The organism is Streptomyces sp. NPDC052020 (assembly GCF_040680575.1).
GTDB lineage: Bacteria > Actinomycetota > Actinomycetes > Streptomycetales > Streptomycetaceae > Streptomyces.
Genome location: NZ_JBFAWY010000004.1, coordinates 120,726 through 138,664, shown reverse-complemented (window position 1 = coordinate 138,664; position 17,939 = coordinate 120,726). Strand labels below are relative to the sequence as shown.

At 72.7% G+C, this 17,939-nt stretch carries 13 protein-coding genes; 6 read left to right on the top strand and 7 right to left on the bottom strand.

Features of this window, described 5'->3' with window-relative positions; all coding sequences use genetic code 11:
* The first annotated feature begins 82 nt into the window (after positions 1–82).
* Entirely contained in the window at positions 83–2,758 is a 2,676-nt protein-coding gene (locus AB0L74_RS05320; protein WP_365645782.1) for a cellulose binding domain-containing protein, read from the top strand.
* Between the two features lie 198 nt (positions 2,759–2,956).
* On the opposite strand, the gene AB0L74_RS05315 is transcribed toward AB0L74_RS05320, so the two are convergent.
* The 4 genes from AB0L74_RS05315 to AB0L74_RS05300 form a co-directional block, all read right to left on the bottom strand.
* Positions 2,957–4,846 carry a rhamnogalacturonan lyase gene (locus tag AB0L74_RS05315; RefSeq protein WP_365645781.1) on the bottom strand — a complete coding sequence of 630 codons (1,890 nt, stop codon included), beginning with the start codon at positions 4,844–4,846 and terminating at the stop codon, positions 2,957–2,959.
* A 132-nt stretch (positions 4,847–4,978) separates the two neighbouring features.
* Complete coding sequence (locus tag AB0L74_RS05310) at positions 4,979–5,755, bottom strand: class I SAM-dependent methyltransferase (RefSeq protein WP_365645779.1); 777 nt, start codon at positions 5,753–5,755, stop codon at positions 4,979–4,981.
* A 5-nt stretch (positions 5,756–5,760) separates the two neighbouring features.
* A complete protein-coding gene (locus AB0L74_RS05305) occupies positions 5,761–6,066 on the bottom strand; it encodes a 4a-hydroxytetrahydrobiopterin dehydratase (RefSeq protein ID WP_365645777.1) in 306 nt (101 codons plus the stop codon).
* A 101-nt stretch (positions 6,067–6,167) separates the two neighbouring features.
* Positions 6,168–7,256 carry an ADP-ribosylglycohydrolase family protein gene (locus AB0L74_RS05300; protein ID WP_365646038.1) on the bottom strand — a complete coding sequence of 363 codons (1,089 nt, stop codon included), beginning with the start codon at positions 7,254–7,256 and terminating at the stop codon, positions 6,168–6,170.
* Positions 7,257–7,284: 28 nt separating this feature from the next.
* Between AB0L74_RS05300 and AB0L74_RS05295 the strand changes: the two genes are divergently transcribed.
* Complete coding sequence (locus AB0L74_RS05295; RefSeq protein WP_365645775.1) at positions 7,285–8,115, top strand: helix-turn-helix transcriptional regulator; 831 nt, start codon at positions 7,285–7,287, stop codon at positions 8,113–8,115.
* Here AB0L74_RS05295 and AB0L74_RS05290 read toward each other — a convergent pair.
* The gene (locus AB0L74_RS05290; RefSeq protein WP_365645773.1) at positions 8,097–8,522 is read right to left on the bottom strand and encodes a hypothetical protein; all 426 of its coding nucleotides are present in this window, start codon (positions 8,520–8,522) and stop codon (positions 8,097–8,099) included. The two genes, AB0L74_RS05295 and AB0L74_RS05290, sit on opposite strands and share 19 nt — an antisense overlap.
* Before the next feature lie 360 nt (positions 8,523–8,882).
* Between AB0L74_RS05290 and AB0L74_RS05285 the strand changes: the two genes are divergently transcribed.
* Genes AB0L74_RS05285 through narI form a run of 4 tightly spaced genes read left to right on the top strand, consistent with a single transcriptional unit; the run spans position 8,883 to position 15,386 of the window.
* A complete protein-coding gene (locus AB0L74_RS05285) occupies positions 8,883–12,578 on the top strand; it encodes a nitrate reductase subunit alpha (protein WP_365645771.1) in 3,696 nt (1,231 codons plus the stop codon).
* Complete coding sequence (gene narH, locus AB0L74_RS05280) at positions 12,578–14,173, top strand: nitrate reductase subunit beta (protein WP_365645769.1); 1,596 nt, start codon at positions 12,578–12,580, stop codon at positions 14,171–14,173. The genes AB0L74_RS05285 and narH overlap by 1 nt, the downstream gene beginning before the upstream one ends.
* Positions 14,173–14,667 carry a nitrate reductase molybdenum cofactor assembly chaperone gene (gene narJ, locus AB0L74_RS05275; RefSeq protein ID WP_365645767.1) on the top strand — a complete coding sequence of 165 codons (495 nt, stop codon included), beginning with the start codon at positions 14,173–14,175 and terminating at the stop codon, positions 14,665–14,667. Before narH ends, narJ begins: the two co-directional genes overlap by 1 nt.
* Positions 14,664–15,386 carry a respiratory nitrate reductase subunit gamma gene (gene narI, locus AB0L74_RS05270; RefSeq protein ID WP_365645765.1) on the top strand — a complete coding sequence of 241 codons (723 nt, stop codon included), beginning with the start codon at positions 14,664–14,666 and terminating at the stop codon, positions 15,384–15,386. The genes narJ and narI overlap by 4 nt, the downstream gene beginning before the upstream one ends.
* A gap of 39 nt (positions 15,387–15,425) precedes the next feature.
* On the opposite strand, the gene dnaK is transcribed toward narI, so the two are convergent.
* Together dnaK and AB0L74_RS05260 are read right to left on the bottom strand one after the other, a co-directional pair.
* Entirely contained in the window at positions 15,426–17,303 is a 1,878-nt protein-coding gene (gene dnaK, locus AB0L74_RS05265; RefSeq protein ID WP_365645763.1) for a molecular chaperone DnaK, read from the bottom strand.
* A 143-nt stretch (positions 17,304–17,446) separates the two neighbouring features.
* Positions 17,447–17,872: an OsmC family protein gene (locus AB0L74_RS05260; RefSeq protein WP_044385670.1), complete on the bottom strand. Its 426-nt coding sequence runs from the start codon at positions 17,870–17,872 to the stop codon at positions 17,447–17,449.
* Positions 17,873–17,939: the final 67 nt, after the last annotated feature.

The following is a 17,939-nucleotide window of genomic DNA, read 5'->3' as shown; positions in this document are numbered from 1 at the left end:
TACCGGGCCGGGCGGCCCCCTCCCTGACGGGGGCCGCCCGGCCGTCTCGTGCGCACCCTCCACGACGGAAGGAATCCCCACCGTGCGAAGAACCCGCACGCTCACGGCCGTGCTGGCGCTGGCGGCCGGTCTGCTCACCGGCGTCCCCGCCGCCCTGGCCGCCGACCCGCCGAAGCCGGCGGCCAGGGCCGCGGCCGCCGACACCTACACCTGGAAGAACGCCCGGATCGACGGCGGCGGCTTCGTCCCCGGCATCGTCTTCAACCGCACCGAGAAGAACCTCGCCTACGCCCGCACCGACATCGGCGGCGCCTACCGCTGGCAGCAGTCGACGAAGACCTGGACCCCGCTGCTGGACCACGTGGGCTGGGACGACTGGGGGCACACCGGCGTGGTGAGCCTCGCCTCCGACCCGGTCGACCCGGACAACGTGTACGTGGCGGCCGGGACGTACACCAACAGCTGGGACCCGGGCAACGGGGCCGTCCTGCGCTCGGCCGACCGGGGCGCGACCTGGCGCAAGACGGACCTGCCGTTCAAGCTGGGCGGCAACATGCCCGGCCGCGGCATGGGCGAACGCCTGGCCGTCGACCCGAACAAGAACAGCGTGCTGTACCTGGGCGCGCCCAGCGGCAAGGGCCTGTGGCGGTCGACGGACTCGGGCGTCACCTGGTCCCGGGTGACGGCCTTCCCCAACCCCGGGAACTACGCGCAGGACCCCAGCGACACCAGCGGCTACGGCTCCGACAACCAGGGCGTCGTCTGGGTCACCTTCGACGAGTCGTCCGGCACCGCGGGCAACGCGACGAAGACGGTCTACGTCGGGGTCGCCGACAAGGAGAACGCGGTCTACCGCTCGACGGACGCGGGCGCGACCTGGCAGCGGCTGCCCGGCCAGCCCACCGGTTACCTCGCTCACAAGGGCGTCCTGGACGCGAAGAACGGCTACCTGTACCTCGCCTACAGCGACACGGGCGGCCCGTACGACGGCGGCAAGGGCCGCCTGTGGCGGTACGCGACGACGACCGGCACCTGGACGGACATCAGCCCGGTCGCGGAGGCCGACACCTACTTCGGCTTCAGCGGCCTGACCGTGGACCGGCAGAAGCCCGGCACGGTGATGGCGACCGCGTACAGCTCCTGGTGGCCGGACACCCAGATCTTCCGCTCCACGGACAGCGGCGCGACCTGGACGAAGGCGTGGGACTACACGTCGTACCCCAGCCGCGAGAACCGGTACACGATGGACGTGTCGTCCTCGCCGTGGCTGACCTGGGGCGCCAACCCGTCACCGCCCGAACAGAGCCCGAAGCTCGGCTGGATGACGGAGTCCCTGGAGATCGACCCCTTCGACTCCGACCGGATGATGTACGGCACGGGCGCGACGATCTACGGCACCGAGAACCTCACCAACTGGGACGACGGGACGAAGTTCACCCTCAAGCCGATGGTGCAGGGCCTGGAGGAGACCGCGGTCAACGACCTCGCCTCTCCCCCGTCGGGCGCGCCGCTGCTCAGCGCGCTGGGCGACATCGGCGGGTTCCGGCACACGGACCTGACCAAGGTGCCGTCCATGATGTTCACCCAGCCGAACTTCACCTCCACCACCAGCCTCGACTTCGCCGAGACGAAGCCCGACACGGTCGTCCGCGTCGGCAACCTGGACTCCGGTCCGCACATCGCCTTCTCCACGGACAACGGCGCCAACTGGTTCGGCGGGACGGACCCCGCCGGGGTCAGCGGCGGCGGCACGGTGGCCGCGGCGGCGGACGGCAGCCGGTTCGTGTGGAGCCCGCAGGGCGCCGGCGTGCACGTCGCGACGGGCTTCGGCACGTCCTGGTCGGCGTCCAAGGGAATCCCGCAGGGCGCGATCGTGGAGTCCGACCGCGTCGACCCGAAGACGTTCTACGGCTTCAAATCCGGCAAGTTCTACGTCAGCACCGACGGCGGCGCGACCTTCACCGCCTCCGCCGCGACCGGCCTGCCCTCCGGCGACAGCGTCCGCTTCAAGGCGCTGCCGGGCACGAAGGGCGACATCTGGCTGGCGGGCGGCGCCCCCGACGGCGCGTACGGCCTGTGGCACTCCACCGACGGCGGCGCGACCTTCGCCAAGCTGCCGGGCGTCGAGCAGGCCGACACCGTGGGCTTCGGCAAGGCCGCACCGGGCGCCTCGTACCAGACGCTCTTCACCAGCGCCAAGATCGGCGGCGTCCGCGGCATCTTCCGCTCCACGGACAAGGGCGCGACCTGGACCCGTATCAACGACGACGCCCACCAGTGGGGCTGGACCGGCGCGGCGATCACCGGTGACCCGCGTGTGTACGGGCGGGTGTACGTGGCGACCAACGGCCGGGGCGTGATCTACGGCGACCCCGCCGGCACCGGAGACGGCGGCACGGGCCCGACGCCGACACCGACCCCGACGCCCACGCCGGCCGGCGGCTGCGCGGTGACGTACAAGGTCACCCATCAGTGGTCGGGCGGCTTCCAGGCGGAGGTCCGGCTCGACAACACGGGCACGAGCGCCTGGAACGGCTGGTCACTGGGCTGGACCTTCGCGGACGGCCAGAAGGTCTCCCAGCTGTGGAACGCCGAGCACACCCAGTCGGGTTCCGCCGTGACGGTGAAGAACACCGGGTGGAACGCCGCGGTGGCGGCCGGTTCGTCCGTGAGCTTCGGATTCACGGGGAGCTGGTCGGGGACGAACGCCAAGCCGACCGCGTTCGCCCTCGGTGAGCGCGGCTGCACGGTGTCCTGACGGGACGGGTGCGTGCCGGCGCGGCACGCACCCGGGCGCCGGGGCGGGGCTCCCGCCGGGCTCGGCCGCCGCTCCCGGACCGGCCGGCCCTTCCCGGCGGGGCAGTCATGACAAGCGGACGGCCGGCCGCGGTGTGCGGCCGGCCGCCGGGCCGGCGGGTCGCCGACGGGTCATCGACAGGATGGCCCGCCGGGCGTCCTACGGCGTGTACACCGCCGGACGCGGTGCCGTCGGCATGCCGTTGCCGAGGAAGAAGCTGGGGTGCGGGGGCTGGTTGTAGGCGGTGTTCTGCCAGGCCAGGGCCGTGCGGTACTGGGTGTCGTGCAGCAGGGTCGTGATCTTGGTGTTGGTCTGGTGCGGGGTCGAGTAGATGCGCAGCGCCGTGTTGCCGCTCGTGCGCCAGATGACCTCCTCGCGCCAGTCGCCGAGGATGTCCCCGGACAGGACGGGGGTCGCCTTGGTGCCGTTGTTGGAGGACACCCCGGAGCCGGTCAGCAGGCGGGTGTCGCCGGAGGTGCCGTACTTGTCGATGCGGGTGCCGTCGAGGAGTTCGCGGACGGGGTCGCCGTCCCACCACGACAGGAAGTTGGCGCTGGAGGGCTCGCGGCCCAGGGAGGCGCCGGTCGCCGAGCGCAGGGTGGTGTCCGCGGCGGACCAGGCCTCGGCGCCCGGGCTGCCGGCGTAGACGTCGGCGGCGACGCCGCGGCCGTTGTCGGCGCCGGAGGCCGTCTGCCACAGGATCTGGCCGGTGCGGGCGTCGGCCATCCAGGAGCCGGGCTTGGAGCCGTCCTCGGAGACCTTGAAGTACTCCAGGCCCGGGCGGGACGGGTCGAGGTCGCCCACGTGGCCGGCGTCGCCGTGGCCGAGGCGGGTCGTCCAGAGTCCGGCGCCGTTGTCGTCGACGGTCATCGCGCCGTAGACGATCTCGTCCCTGCCGTCGTTGTCGACGTCCGCGACGGACAGGCTGTGGTTGCCCTGGCCGTCGTAGCCCTTGCCGGTGTTGGTGGAGGAGCTGGTGTCGAAGGTCCAGCGGCGGGTGAAGGAGCCGTTCCGCCAGTCCCAGGCGGCGATCACGGTCCGCGTGTAGTAACCGCGGGCCATGATCAGGGAGGGGCGGGAGCCGTCCAGGTAGGCCGTCCCGGCCAGGAAGCGGTCGACGCGGTTGCCGTAGGAGTCGCCCCAGGAGGAGACCGTGCCGCGGGCGGGCACGTAGTCGACCGTGCCCATCGCCTTGCCGCTCCGGCCGTCGAACATGGTCAGGTACTCCGGGCCGGACAGGACGTAGCCGGAGGAGTTGCGGTGGTCGGCCGAGGAACTGCCGATGACCGCGCCGGTGCCGTCCCTCGTGCCGTCGGCCGTCTTCATGGCGACCTCGGCCCTGCCGTCGCCGTCGTAGTCGTACACCTGGAACTGGGTGTAGTGGGCGCCGGAGCGGATGTTGCGCCCGAGGTCGACACGCCACAGCCGGGTGCCGTCCAGCTTGATGCCGTCGACGATCGTGTTGCCGGTGTAGCCGGACTGGGAGTTGTCCTTGGCGTTGGTCGGCTGCCACTTCAGGACGATGTCGAGGGCGCCGTCACCGTCGAGGTCGCCGACGGAGGCGTCGTTGGCCTCGTAGGTGTACGCCACCCCGTCCGGGGTGGTGCCGCCGGCCGGCGGCGAGATCGGGACGTCCTTGTAGCCCGCGCGGAACTGGATGGCGTGCACGGAGTCGGCCTGCTCCTGGCCGCCGACGACCGCGCGGACGGTGTAGTCGGCGTGTTCGGGAGCACCGGCGTGGAAGTAGGTGGTGGAGCCGGTGATGGGACTCGCGTTGACCTTGGTCCCGGCCCGGTAGACGTTGAAGGACACGTCGGACGGGTCGGTGCCGAGCCAGCGCCAGCTGATCAGGTTGCCGTCGGCGGTGTGGACGCTGACGACGCCCCGGTCCAGCCTCTCCACCTGACGGGCGGTGGCGGCCTGGGCGGAATCGGGGGCGAGCAGGGTCAGTCCGGCTCCCAGCAGGGCCGCCGCGGCGGTCATGGCCGGGAGGACGACACGGACGCGGCGTCTGCGGTGCGGGCGAGGGTGCGGGTGCGGGTGCTTCACGAGACGAACCTCCGGAAGGAACGGGGGCTTGCGCCTCTCAGTCGCCGCCGGGGGCGGGTACGTTGCCGTGTCCGCGCCCCGATTCGGCGACGGCGCCGGTGTCACCGGCGCGTCGCCGGGCCCCCGGCCCGGTCACCGCGTGCGCTGGGCGGGGAGGGCGGCCGGTTCCGGCGGCTTGCGGAACGCCCGGAGCGTGAAGACGGGGTCGGGCCGGGGGCGGTCCTGGTCGGGCAGGGCGGCGAGGCGGGCGGCGAACTCCTCCGCGAGCGGGCTGCCCGGCGGCAGCGTGACGAACCAGCCGCGCCGCAGGTCGGCGATGGTGCGACGCGGGCTGCGGCCCTGGCCGACGCCGGTGAAACGGGCCTGGCCGGCGGGGACCAGGCCCTGGGCGCGGGCGTGCGCCTCGACGGCCGCCGCGCCGTCCCGGACCGGACTGGGCGGGCGATCGGCGAGGACGGCGTCGATGTCGCTGCCGACGTTGTGGGCGGGGCCCTTGTCGACCGTGGTGACGTAGACCCCGCCCGGCCGCAGCACACGGGCGCACTCGCCGACGATCCTGCCCACGTCGCCGGCGCTGTCGATCAGGTGCAGCAGCCACACGCTGGTGACCGCGTCGAACGCCCCGTCCGCGAACGGCAGCCGGCGGCTGTCGGCCCGGACGACGGCGCCGGGCAGGCGGGCGGCGGCACGGCGGACCATCTCGGACGCGAGGTCGGCGCCGGTCACCCGCATGCCGTCGCGCGCGGCGGCCAGCCGCCGGGTGACGATGCCGGTGCCGCAGGCGAGGTCGAGGAGACCGCGCGTCCCCCGCGGTACGAGGCCCAGGACGGCCTGCGCGGCGGCGGCCGCCCGGGGCTCGCCGCCGCGTGCGGCGTCGTACCGCTCCGCTTCCTTGTCGTAGTCCAGCACGCGCCTCAGTGTGCCCCGTGTCCCGGGGCCAAGTCCTCTACCCTGCGGGCGAGTTCCACGTCCTTCGCGGTCACGGCGCCGCCGGCGCTGTGGGTGTGCACGCTCACGGACACCGTGTTGTAGCCCAGGGTGAGGTCGGAGTGGTGGTCGAGCTCGTCCTGGACCTGGGCGATGTGGACGACCATCGCCGTGGCCGCGGCGTGGGAGGCGAGCCGGTAGCGGCGGGTGAGGCGGTCCCCGTCGAGCGACCAGCCCGGCAGCCCGGCGAGCCGTTCCTCGATCTCCTGCGGCGACAGCGGTTCGACGGGCATGGGCCGCTCCTTCCGACGGGGGGCGCGTACCCGTCCAGCCTGCCACAGGAACGGGCCCGGGGCCCTGGCCGGCCACCCGGGCCCCGGTGCCCGCGGGGGGGTCAGCGGCGGGCGCACTCCGCCGCGAAGTCGTCCGCCAGGGCCGCGATCCGGTCGCGGCCCTCGACCCGTTCCACCCAGGCGTGCGGCAGGCCGACGTCGCCGTACCGGGCGCCGACGATGTTGCCGCACACCGAACCGGTGGAGTCGCTGTCGCCGGAGTGGTTGACCGCCAGCAGCAGCGCGTCCTCGGCCCGGGGCGCGGCCAGCGCGGCGTAGACGCCGATGGCCAGGGCTTCCTCGGCGATCCAGCCGGCCCCGAGCCGTTCCACCTTCTCGGCGCTCGGATCGCCCTCGGCGGCCAGGTCCAGCGCCTGCCCCAGCGCGGCGGAGGTCTCCTCGTGCCCGGGGTGGGCGGCGAGCAGGCGCAGGGTGCGCAGGACGGCGCCCTCGACGGAGTCCCCGTCGACGATGTACGCCACGAGCGCGGCGAAGGCGCCGGCCGCGTAGTAGCCGGTGGGGTGGCCGTGGGTCATCTGGGCGCAGCGGGCGGCCAGGCCGAAGGCCCGGTCGGCGGGGGCTCCGGTCAGGCCGAAGGGCGCCGAGCGCATGACCGTGCCGCAGCCCTTGGAGCCGGGGTTGACCGGTCCGGGCGGACCGAGCGGGGCCGCCGGGTCGGGGACGAAGTCGGTGGCGAGGCCGGACAGGCAGGCGTTGCCCGGAGCGCGGCGGGAGTACAGCCATGCCTCGGTCACCAGGCCGCCGGCGGGCCCCTGGTGGGCGCGGACGAAGTCCGGGTCGGGGGCAGGCTTGCGCTGAGTCTCCAGCCAACGCTCGTAAGCCCAGCGGACCAGGCGGGGCGCGCCGCCGCCGATGCCCTTGAGCCGCTCGCGGGAGTGGGCCTGCCGCAGGGCCTCCACGGTGAACAGGGTCATCTGGGTGTCGTCGCTGATCCGGCCGGGCGCGTCGGTGCCGCCGGTGACGAGGCCGGTGACGCCGCGCGGCCCGTGGGCGGCGCGGATGCGGTCCAGGGAGGAGAACTCCACCGGGTAGCCGAGGGCGTCGCCGAGCGCCCCGCCCAGCAGGCAGCCGCGCACTCTGGCGCGGTGGACGGCCTGCGCCTGGAGGGACTGCCGCCACGGCTCGTTCATGCTCAACTCCTCGACTACGGTCGTCAGCATGACCATTGTCTCGACCGGTACCGCCGCGCCTCAGGCCGCCCCCGCCGGCAAGGGTGCCGGCCCCTTGCTGCGGGCCTGGCGGGAGCGGCGGCGGATCAGTCAGCTGGAGCTGGCGCTGCGGGCCGACTCCTCCGCCCGGCACATCAGCTTCATCGAGACGGGGCGTTCCCGGCCGAGTGAGGAGATGGTGCTGCGGCTGGCCGAGCACCTGGACGTGCCGGTGCGGGAGCGCAACGCGCTGCTGCTGGCGGCGGGTTACGCCCCGCGCTATCCGGAGACCCCGCTGGACGACCCGGCGCTGGACACGCTGCGCACCGGTATGGAGCGGCTGATCACCGGCTACGAGCCCTACCCGGCGCTGGTGGTCGACGCCGTGTACAACGTGCTGGCCGCCAACCGGGGCACCATGCTGCTGATGGAGGGCGTCTGGGAGGGTCTGCTCCAGCCGCCGCTGAACGTGATGAGGCTGTCCCTGCACCCGCGGGGCCTGGCGCCGCGCATCCGCAATCTGCGCGAGTGGCGTGGCCATCTGCTGGCGCAGATGGAGCGGCAGATCGCCCTGCACCGGTCGGAGCCGCTGCGGGCGCTGTACGAGGAGGTGGCGGCGTACCCGGTGCCGGAGGCCGCGCCGGGCGAGGAGCCGGCCGAGCCGGTGCCGTACTTCGCGCTGCCGTTGCAGGTGGAGCACGCGGGCCGGACGCTGTCCTTCGTCTCGTCGATCTCCACGTTCAACACGCCGATGGACGTGACCGTCGCCGAGCTGGCCATCGAGACGCTGCTCCCGGCCGACCCGGCGACGGTGAAGTACCTTCAGTCGATGTCCTCCTGACGTGCCTTCAGGGCGGCGTACTGGAGCAGGGCGAAGCCGCCGACGGTGACCGCCTGGAGCGCTCCCCAGACCGCGCCGGCCATGGTGGGCGTGAGCCAGACGACGAGGGCGACGAAGCTGAGTACCGCCCAGGCGCAGTTGACCTCCACCACGGCCTGGACGGGCAGCGCGCCCGGGCGGGCCCGGGAGGCGAGCCATCCCACGGCGCCGGCGAACAGCAGCAGGAAGGCGCCGAGCTCCAGCAGCAGCCCGGAGCCGACTCCGAGCAGCCGTCCGAGCGGTCCGGACAAGGCGAGGTAGGCGATCGCGTTGGCGCCGGTCACCACGGCGTCCAGGGCCAGGAACCGGCGCAGCATCGACTGCGGCTCGGCGCTCCGGGCGAGCGCGGCAAGCTGGGTCACGGACATGGCAATCACCCTCCGTCGGGTCGGGCAAGGCGGCGGTACCCGGGTGCCGGGCCGGCCTGCGCCGGACCGGCACCCGATGCGTCCACGATGCCGCCGGGCGGCGGCCGGGTCGATTACCCGCGGGGTAATGCCGGTGCCGCCTGCCCTGAGGCCGCCGGTACCCGGGTGCCCAGGTCCCCGGATCGCCCGGGTCCCCGGGGCGGGCCGGCCGCCGGGCGCCGTGAGGGTGGCGTTGTGGCCGGTGGGCGCGGGCCGGCCGAAGCCAGGTGCCCCATACGGGCGCCGCGAACAGGTGCGCTGCCCCGTCCGCCCCTAGGTTCGGAACCCAGGGTGCCCAGGGCCAGCAAGGGAGCAGCGCACGTGACGGACACGCGGACACCGCCCACCGAGCCGGGCGCGGCGCTGCTGCGCGCCGGGCGCTTCCTCAGGCCCGGCACACCCTCCCCAGACCTGCACAGCATCGGCCTGACCGGGGGCCGCGAGTCGGACGCCTTCTACCGGGACCGGTGGAGCCACGACAAGGTCGTGATCTCCACGCACGGGGTGAACTGCACCGGTTCCTGCCGCTGGCAGGTGTACGTCAAGGACGGGATCATCACCTGGGAGGCGCAGGCGACGGACTACCCGTCGGTCGGCCCGGACCGTCCCGAGTACGAGCCGCGCGGATGCCCCCGGGGCGCCGCGTTCTCCTGGTACACCTACTCGCCCACCCGGGTGCGCTACCCGTATGTGCGGGGCGAGCTGCTGCGGATGTACCGGGAGGCGAAGGCCCGCCTCACCGACCCGGTGCTGGCCTGGGCGGACATCCAGAACGACCCGGAGCGGCGGCGCCGCTACCAGCGGGCGCGCGGCAAGGGCGGACTGGTGCGGGCGAGCTGGGAGGAGGCGGTGGAGCTGGTCGCGGCGGCCCACGTCCACACGATCGGGACCTACGGCCCCGACCGCATCGCCGGGTTCTCGCCGATCCCCGCGATGTCGATGGTGTCGCACGCGGCGGGCGCCCGCTTCCACTCGCTGATCGGCGCTCCGATGCTGTCGTTCTACGACTGGTACGCCGATCTGCCGGTGGCCTCGCCGCAGGTGTTCGGCGACCAGACCGACGTGCCCGAGTCGGGCGACTGGTGGGACGCGGCCTATCTGATCATGTGGGGGTCGAACCTTCCGGTGACGCGCACCCCGGACGCGCACTGGATGGCGGAGGCCCGCTACCGGGGCCAGAAGGTCGTGGTGGTGGCGCCCGACTACGCCGACAACGCCAAGTTCGCCGACCAGTGGCTGCACCCGCACCCGGGCACGGACGGGGCGCTCGCCCTCGCGATGGGGCATGTGATCCTCAAGGAGTTCTTCGTCGACCGGGACACCCCGTTCTTCGCGGACTACGTACGGCGCTTCACCGACCTGCCGTTCCTGGTGACGCTGGAGGAGCGGGACGGGGCGCGGGTCCCGGCGAAGTTCCTGCGCGCGGCCGACCTGGGGCAGGAGGGCGAGGACGCGCGGTGGAAGACGGTGGTCCTGGACGAGGCGACCGGCCGGGCGGTGGTGCCCAACGGCTCGCTGGGCTTCCGCTGGAACGAGGCGGACCGGGGCCGGTGGAACCTCGACCTGGGCGGCGCGCTGCCCCGGCTGAGCCTGCGCGGCCACGAGGCCGCCGCGGCCGTGGAGGTGCTGCTGCCCCGCTTCGACACCGAGGGCGGCCCGCACGGGCAGGGGCGCGGGGAGGTGGTCCGGCGGGGGGTGCCGGCGACCCGGCTGGGCGGGCCGGACGGGCCGCTGGTGACGACCGTGTTCGACCTGCTGCTGGCCCAGTACGGGGTCGGCCGCCCCGGCCTGCCGGGCGACTGGCCGGACTCCTACGAGGACGCGGACGCGCCCGGCACCCCGGCCTGGCAGGAGACGCACACGTCCGTCCCGGCGGCGGCCTGTGTGCGGATCGCCCGGGAGTTCGCGCGGACCGCCGAGCGGTCGAAGGGCCGCTGCATGATCATCATGGGGGCGGGCGTGAACCACTGGTTCCACTCCGAGACGATCTACCGCGCCTTCCTCGCCCTGCTCCAGCTGACCGGCTGCCAGGGCCGCAACGGCGGCGGCTGGGCACACTACGTGGGCCAGGAGAAGTGCCGCCCGTCGACGGGCTGGGCCTCGCTGGCCGCCGCGTCGGACTGGTCGCGCCCGCCGCGGCAGATGATCGGCACCGCGTACTGGTATCTGAACACCGACCAGTGGCGCTACGACCGGTTCCGCGCCGACGTGCTGGCCTCACCGCTGGGCGAGGGGCGGCTGGCGGGCATGGCGGGCGCGGACTGCCTGGCCCTGTCGGCGCGCTGCGGGTGGATGCCGTCGTACCCGACCTTCGACCGCAACCCGCTGGAGCTGGGCGAGGCGTTCGGCGACCCGGTGGCGCGGGCGGTGGCCGAACTGCGCGCCGGGACGCTGAAGTTCGCCTGCGAGGACCCGGACGCTCCCGAGAACTGGCCCCGCGTCCTGACCCTGTGGCGGGCCAATCTGCTGGGCTCGTCGGCCAAGGGCGCGGAGTACTTCGCCAAGCACCTGCTGGGCACGCACTCCTCGCTGCGCGCCGAGGAGGCGGCGCCGGACGAGCGGCCCCGGGACGTCGTCTGGCGGGAGGAGGCGCCCGAGGGCAAGCTCGACCTGCTGCTGTCGCTGGACTTCCGGCACACCTCCTCCACGCTGCTGTCGGACGTGGTGCTGCCCGCCGCGACCTGGTACGAGAAGCACGACCTGTCCAGCACGGACATGCATCCCTATGTGCACGCCTTCACCCCGGCCGTCGATCCGCCGTGGCAGGCGCGCACCGACTTCGACACGTTCAAGGCGCTGGCGGAGAAGCTGAGCGAGCTCGCCGCCGGGCATCTCGGCGTCCGCAAGGACCTGGTGGCCGCCCCGCTCCAGCACGACACACCGGGCGAGACGGCCCAGCCGGGCGGTGTGGTGCGGGACTGGAAGCGCGGGGAGTGCGACCCGGAACCGGGCAGGACCCTGCCGAACCTGACGGTGGTGGAGCGGGACTACACGGCGATCGGCGAGAAGTTCGCGGCACTGGGCCCGCTGGCGGAGGGCAAGGGCCTGCCCGCCAAGGGCATCACCCTGCGGCCGGACGAGGAGGTCGAGCGGCTGCGGCGGACCAACGGGGCGGTGCGCGGCGGACCGGCCGACGGGCGCCCCTCGCTGGACACGGCCGTGAAGATGGCGAACACCATCCTCGCCCTGTCCGGCACCACCAACGGCCGGCTGGCGGTGCAGGGCTTTCGCGCGCTGGAGGCGAAGACCGGCCAGGAGATGGCCCATCTGGCCGCCGAGCACGAGGGCAAGCGGATCACCTACGCGGACACCCAGTCCGCGCCCGTGCCGGTGATCACCTCGCCGGAGTGGTCGGGCAGCGAGGCGGGCGGGCGCCGCTACACGGCGTTCACGCTGAACACCGAGCACCTCAAACCCTGGCACACCCTCACCGGCCGCCAGCACTTCTTCCTCGACCACGACTGGGTGCACGAGCTGGGCGAGGCGCTGCCGGTGTACCGGCCGCCGCTGGACATGAACAAGCTGTTCGGGGAGCCGCGTCTCGGCCCCGACGGGTCACGGGAGGTGACGGTCCGTTATCTCACCCCGCACAACAAGTGGTCCATCCACTCCGAGTACCACGACAACCTGTTCATGCTGTCGCTGTCCCGGGGCGGCCAGAACATCTGGATGTCCCCGCAGGACGCCGACGCCATCGGGGTGGCCGACGACGACTGGGTGGAGGCCGTCAACCGCAACGGCGTGGTGGTGGCCCGCGCCATCGTCTCGCACCGCATGCCGCCCGGCACCGTCTACATGCACCACGCCCAGGAACGCACGGTGAACGTGCCTCTCGCCGAGGCCACCGGGATGCGCGGCGGCACCCACAACTCCCTCACCCGGCTGCTCCTCAAGCCGACCCATCTCGTCGGCGGCTACGCCCAGCTGTCCTGGGCGTTCAACTACCTCGGGCCGACGGGCAACCAGCGCGACGAGGTGACCGTGATCCGCCGCCGGAGCCAGGAGGTCGAGTACTGATGCGTGTGATGGCCCAGATCGCCATGGTGATGAACCTCGACAAGTGCATCGGCTGCCACACCTGCTCGGTCACCTGCAAGCAGGCGTGGACCAACCGGCGCGGCATGGAGTACGTCTGGTTCAACAACGTCGAGACCCGCCCCGGCCAGGGCTACCCCCGCCGCTACGAGGACCAGGAGCGGTGGCGCGGCGGCTGGGAGCTGAACCGGCGCGGCGCGCTGAAGCTCAAGGCGGGCGGGCGGCTGCGCAAGCTCGCCGGGATCTTCTCCAACCCCAGGCTCCCCGAGATCAAGGACTACTACGAGCCCTGGACCTACGACTACAAGAACCTCACCGACGCCCCGCTGGGCGCCGACTACCCGGTCGCCCGGCCCGTCTCCCAGCTCGACGGCAAGCCGATGAAGATCGAGTGGTCGGCGAACTGGGACGACAACCTGGGCGGGATGCCCGCCTACGGCGATCTGGACCCGATGGTGGAGCGCACCCGCCGGCAGGCCGCCGAGAAGGTGCGGTTCGCCTACGAGCAGACGTTCATGTTCTATCTGCCGCGCATCTGCGAGCACTGCCTGAACCCCTCCTGCGTGGCGTCCTGCCCGTCCGGCGCGCTGTACAAGCGCACCGAGGACGGTGTCGTCCTCGTCGACCAGGACCGCTGCCGGGGCTGGCGGATGTGCGTGACGGGCTGCCCGTACAAGAAGGTGTACTTCAACCACCGCACCGGCAAGGCCGAGAAGTGCACCTTCTGCTTCCCCCGCATCGAGGTCGGGATGCCGACGATCTGCTCGGAGACCTGCGTGGGACGGCTGCGCTACCTGGGGGTCGTGCTGTACGACGCCGACCGGGTGGCGGCGGCGGCCTCCGTGCCCGACGAGCGGCGACTGTACGAGGCCCAGCTCGGCGTCTTCCTCGACCCGCACGATCCCGGGGTGCGGCGGGCGGCGGAGGCGGCGGGCATCCCGCACGACTGGCTGGAGGCGGCCCGGCGCTCCCCGGTGCACGCGCTGGTCAGCCGCTACCGGGTGGCGCTCCCGCTGCATCCGGAGTACCGGACGCTGCCGATGGTCTGGTACATCCCGCCGCTGTCGCCCGTGGTCGAGGCGCTGACGGAGACCGGGCACGACGGGGAGGACGCCCGCAACCTGTTCGGGGCGATCGACACCCTGCGCATTCCGCTGGAGTACCTGGCGGAGCTGTTCACGGCCGGGGACACCGGGCCGGTGCGGGCGTCACTGGAGAAGCTGGCCGCGATGCGCTCCCACATGCGGGCGGTCAACCTCGGCGAGGAACCCGATCCGGCCGCCGCTGCCGCCGTCGGCATGCGCCCGGAGGAGATCGAGGAGATGTACCGGCTGCTGGCCATCGCCAAGTACGAGGAGCGGTACGTGATCCCGACGGCGGCGGTCGGGGACGCGCGGCGGCTGGAGGAGTCGGCGCTGCCGGACGTGTGCAGTCTGGACCACGACGGCGGGCCCGGCATGGGCGGCGACGGCCCGTTCGGACGGGACTCGGGACGCAGACGGCTGCCGCTGGTGCCGGTGGAGAACTTCCACATCCTGCGCCGGCGGCAGACCGCGGACGACGAGCGGGAGGTGTGATGCCCGGTTTCGAGGTGCTGTACCAGGCGGCGGCGCTCTGCCTGACCTATCCCGACGAGGAGTTCCGGGCCCGGCTGCCGCTGCTGCGGGAGGCGGCCCCGCAGCTGCGGGAGTTCACCGACCACGCGGCCGTGACGGCGCCGGAGGAGCTGGAGGCGCACTACGTGCGGGTCTTCGACCTGAAGAACCGGCACAGCCTGTATCTGAGCTGGTGGCGGGATGGCGACACCCGGCGCCGCGGGCTGTCGCTGGTCCGGTTCAAGGAGCTCTACCGCGCCCACGGCCTGGAGTGCACCGGCGAGGAACTGCCCGACTTCCTGCCCGCGGTGCTGGAGTTCGCGGCCCGCACCGGCAACATCGACCCGCTCGTCGAGCACCGCGACGCCCTGGAGCTGCTGCGCGGCCGCCTCACCGATTTCGGCACCCCGTACGCGTGTGTCCTGGACGCCGTCTGCGCCACCCTTCCCCCCGCACCCGCCGGAGCCCGCCCATGACCGTCTTCCTCTGGGGCGTGCTGCCGTACGCCGCGTTCGTGCTGCTCGTCGCCGGGCTGGTCTGGCGGCACCGCTACGACCGGTTCGGCTGGACGACCCGTTCCTCCCAGGTGTACGAGTCGAAGCTGCTGAACATCGCCTCGCCCGTCTTCCACTACGGCATCCTCTTCGTCCTCGTCGGCCATCTGATCGGCCTGTTCGTGCCGGAGTCGTGGACGGACGCGGTGGGCATGGACGAACACGCCTACCACCTGCTGTCGCTCTACAGCGGCACCGCGGCCGGGGTGCTCGCGGTCGCCGGGATCGCGATGCTGATCTACCGGCGCCGCACCAACGCGCCGGTGTTCCGCTCGACCACCGCCAACGACAAGCTCATGTACGTCCTGCTGCTCGCGGCGATCGTGCTGGGCATGGTCGCCAAGCTCGCCCACACCTCCGGCAGCGGCTACGACTACCGGCACACCATCGCCCCCTGGTCGCGCGGCCTGTTCACGCTCCGGCCGGACACCGCCCTGATGGAGGGCGTGCCGGTGCTGTACCAGGTGCACGCCGTGGTCGGCATGGTGCTGATCGCGCTGGTGCCCTACACCCGCCTGGTGCACATGTTCAGCGCGCCGGTGCAGTACCTGATCCGCCCCTACGTGGTCTACCGCAGCCGCGACCCCCGCGGGCTGGGGCCGCGCCCGGACCGGCCGGGATGGGAGCGGGCGGAGCTGTGAGCACGCCCCGGCCGCGTCCCCGCGCGGGCCGGTCGCGGTTCAGGCGGCCGGTCCCTTGGTGTCCTTGTCGTCGTCGACGATCTCCGCGTCGACCACCCCCTCCTCGTCCCGGGGCCCGGTGGGCCGCTCGGTGGGCTGCTCGCCACCCGCCGCGCCCGGCGGCTGCCCTCCTTGCGCGTACATCGCCTGGCCCATGCGCTGGCTGACCGAGGCGAGCTTCTCGATGCCGTCCCGCAGGGCGGGGGTGTCGGCGTTGCGCTCCAGCAGGCCCTTCAGCTCGGCGACGGCCGACTCCACCTCCAAGCGGGTGCCGTCGGGGACCTTGTCGCCGCTGTCCCGCAGGAACCGCTCCGTCTGGTAGACGAGCTGCTCGCCCTGGTTGCGGGTCTCGGCGGCCTCGCGGCGCCTGCGGTCTTCCTCGGCGTACTCCTCGGCCTCCCGCATCATGCGGTCGATGTCCTCCTTGGGCAGCGCCGAGCCGCCGGTGACGGTCATCTTCTGCTCGCGGCCGGTCGCCAGGTCCTTGGCGGAGACGTGCATGATGCCGTTGGCGTCGATGTCGAAGGCGACCTCGATCTGCGGGACGCCGCGCGGGGCGGGCGGCAGGCCGGTGAGGTCGAAGGTGCCGAGCTTCTTGTTGTAGGCGGCGATCTCCCGCTCGCCCTGGTAGACCTGGATGCCGACCGAGGGCTGGTTGTCGGTGGCCGTGGTGAAGATCTCCGAGCGCCGGGTCGGGATCGTCGTGTTCCGCTCGATCAGCTTGGTCATGATGCCGCCCTTGGTCTCGATGCCCAGGGACAGCGGGGTGACGTCGAGGAGCAGGACGTCCTTCACGTCGCCGCGCAGCACGCCCGCCTGGAGGGCCGCGCCGACGGCCACCACCTCGTCGGGGTTGACGCCCTTGTGCGGGTCCTTGCCGGTGAGCTCGCGGACCAGCTCGGTGACCGCGGGCATCCGGGTGGAGCCGCCGACCAGGATCACGTGGTCGATCGCGGAGAGCTTGATCCCGGCGTCCTTCACCGCCTGGTGGAAGGGCTTCTTGCACCGGTCCAGCAGATCGGCGGTGAGCTCCTGGAACTGGGCGCGGGTGAGCTTCTCCTCCAGGTGCAGCGGCCCCTCGGCGGAGGCCGTGATGTAGGGCAGGTTGATGCTGGTCTCGGTGGAGGACGACAGCTCGATCTTGGCCTTCTCGGCACCCTCGCGCAGCCGCTGCGAGGCCATCTTGTCCTTGCCCAGGTCGATGCCGTACTGGCCCTGGAAACGCTTGACGAGGTACTCGACGACGCGCTGGTCCCAGTCGTCGCCGCCCAGGTGCGTGTCGCCGTTGGTGGCCTTCACCTCGATGACGCCCTCGCCCATCTCCAGCAGCGACACGTCGAAGGTGCCGCCGCCGAGGTCGAAGACGAGGACGGTCTGGTCGTTCTCCTTGTCCAGGCCGTACGCCAGCGCCGCGGCCGTCGGCTCGTTGATGATCCGCAGCACCTTCAGGCCGGCGATCTCCCCGGCCTCCTTGGTGGCCTGCCGCTGGGCGTCGTCGAAGTAGGCGGGCACGGTGATCACCGCGTCGGTGACGTCCTCGCCCAGGTACGCCTCCGCGTCCCGCTTGAGCTTTTGCAGCACCCGGGCGGACAGCTCCTGCGCCCGGTAGCGGGTGCCGTCGATCGAACCCTGGTCGGGGAAACGCCAGTGCGCGTCGCCCATGTGCCGTTTCACGGAGCGCGCGGTGCGCTCGACGTTGGTCACGGCCTGCCGTTTGGCGACCTCCCCGACCAGTACCTCGCCGTTCTTCGCGAAGGCGACCACCGACGGCGTGGTCCGGGCACCCTCCGCGTTGGCGACGACCGTCGGCTCACCGCCCTCCAGGACGGCCACCACCGAGTTCGTGGTGCCGAGATCGATACCGACCGCGCGTCCCATCGCCGTCCCCTTCCCTCAGGGCACATCTCCCGATTCCAGCACAAATCCGGAGTGCGCCGTTGTCAATGGGAGGGCAGGGGCGTCCGGTCGCGCGGGCCGCCCGCGGAGGGCGGCCCGCGCGACCGGGCGGTGCGGGCGAGCGGTCAGGCGAGCTTCGCGGACAGCGTGATCGGTACCGCCTTCAGGGCCTGGCTGACCGGGCAGTTCGCCTTGGCGTCCTCGGCGGCGGCGACGAAGCCGTCGTTGTCGAGCCCGGCGACGGTGCCCTCGACGGTGAGGTGGATGCCGGTGATGCCCTCACCCGGCTGGAAGGTGACGTCGGCGGAGGTGACCAGCTTGGTGGGCGGGGTGCCGGCGCCGGCCAGGGCGTGCGACAGCGCCATCGAGAAGCAGCTGGAGTGGGCGGCGGCGATCAGCTCCTCGGGGCTGGTCTTGCCGTTCGGCTGCTCGGCGCGCGACGGCCACGACACCGGCTGCTGTCCGATGCCGGAGGAGTCGAAGGTGACGACGCCGTTCCCCTCGAGCAGGTTGCCTTCCCAGACGGTGTGTGCGGAGCGCGTGGTTGCCACGACGGTTCCTTTCGAAAAACTGCCTCGGTCGTTGTCGTTGGGCCCCGTTTCCGGTGTCCCAGGGCCC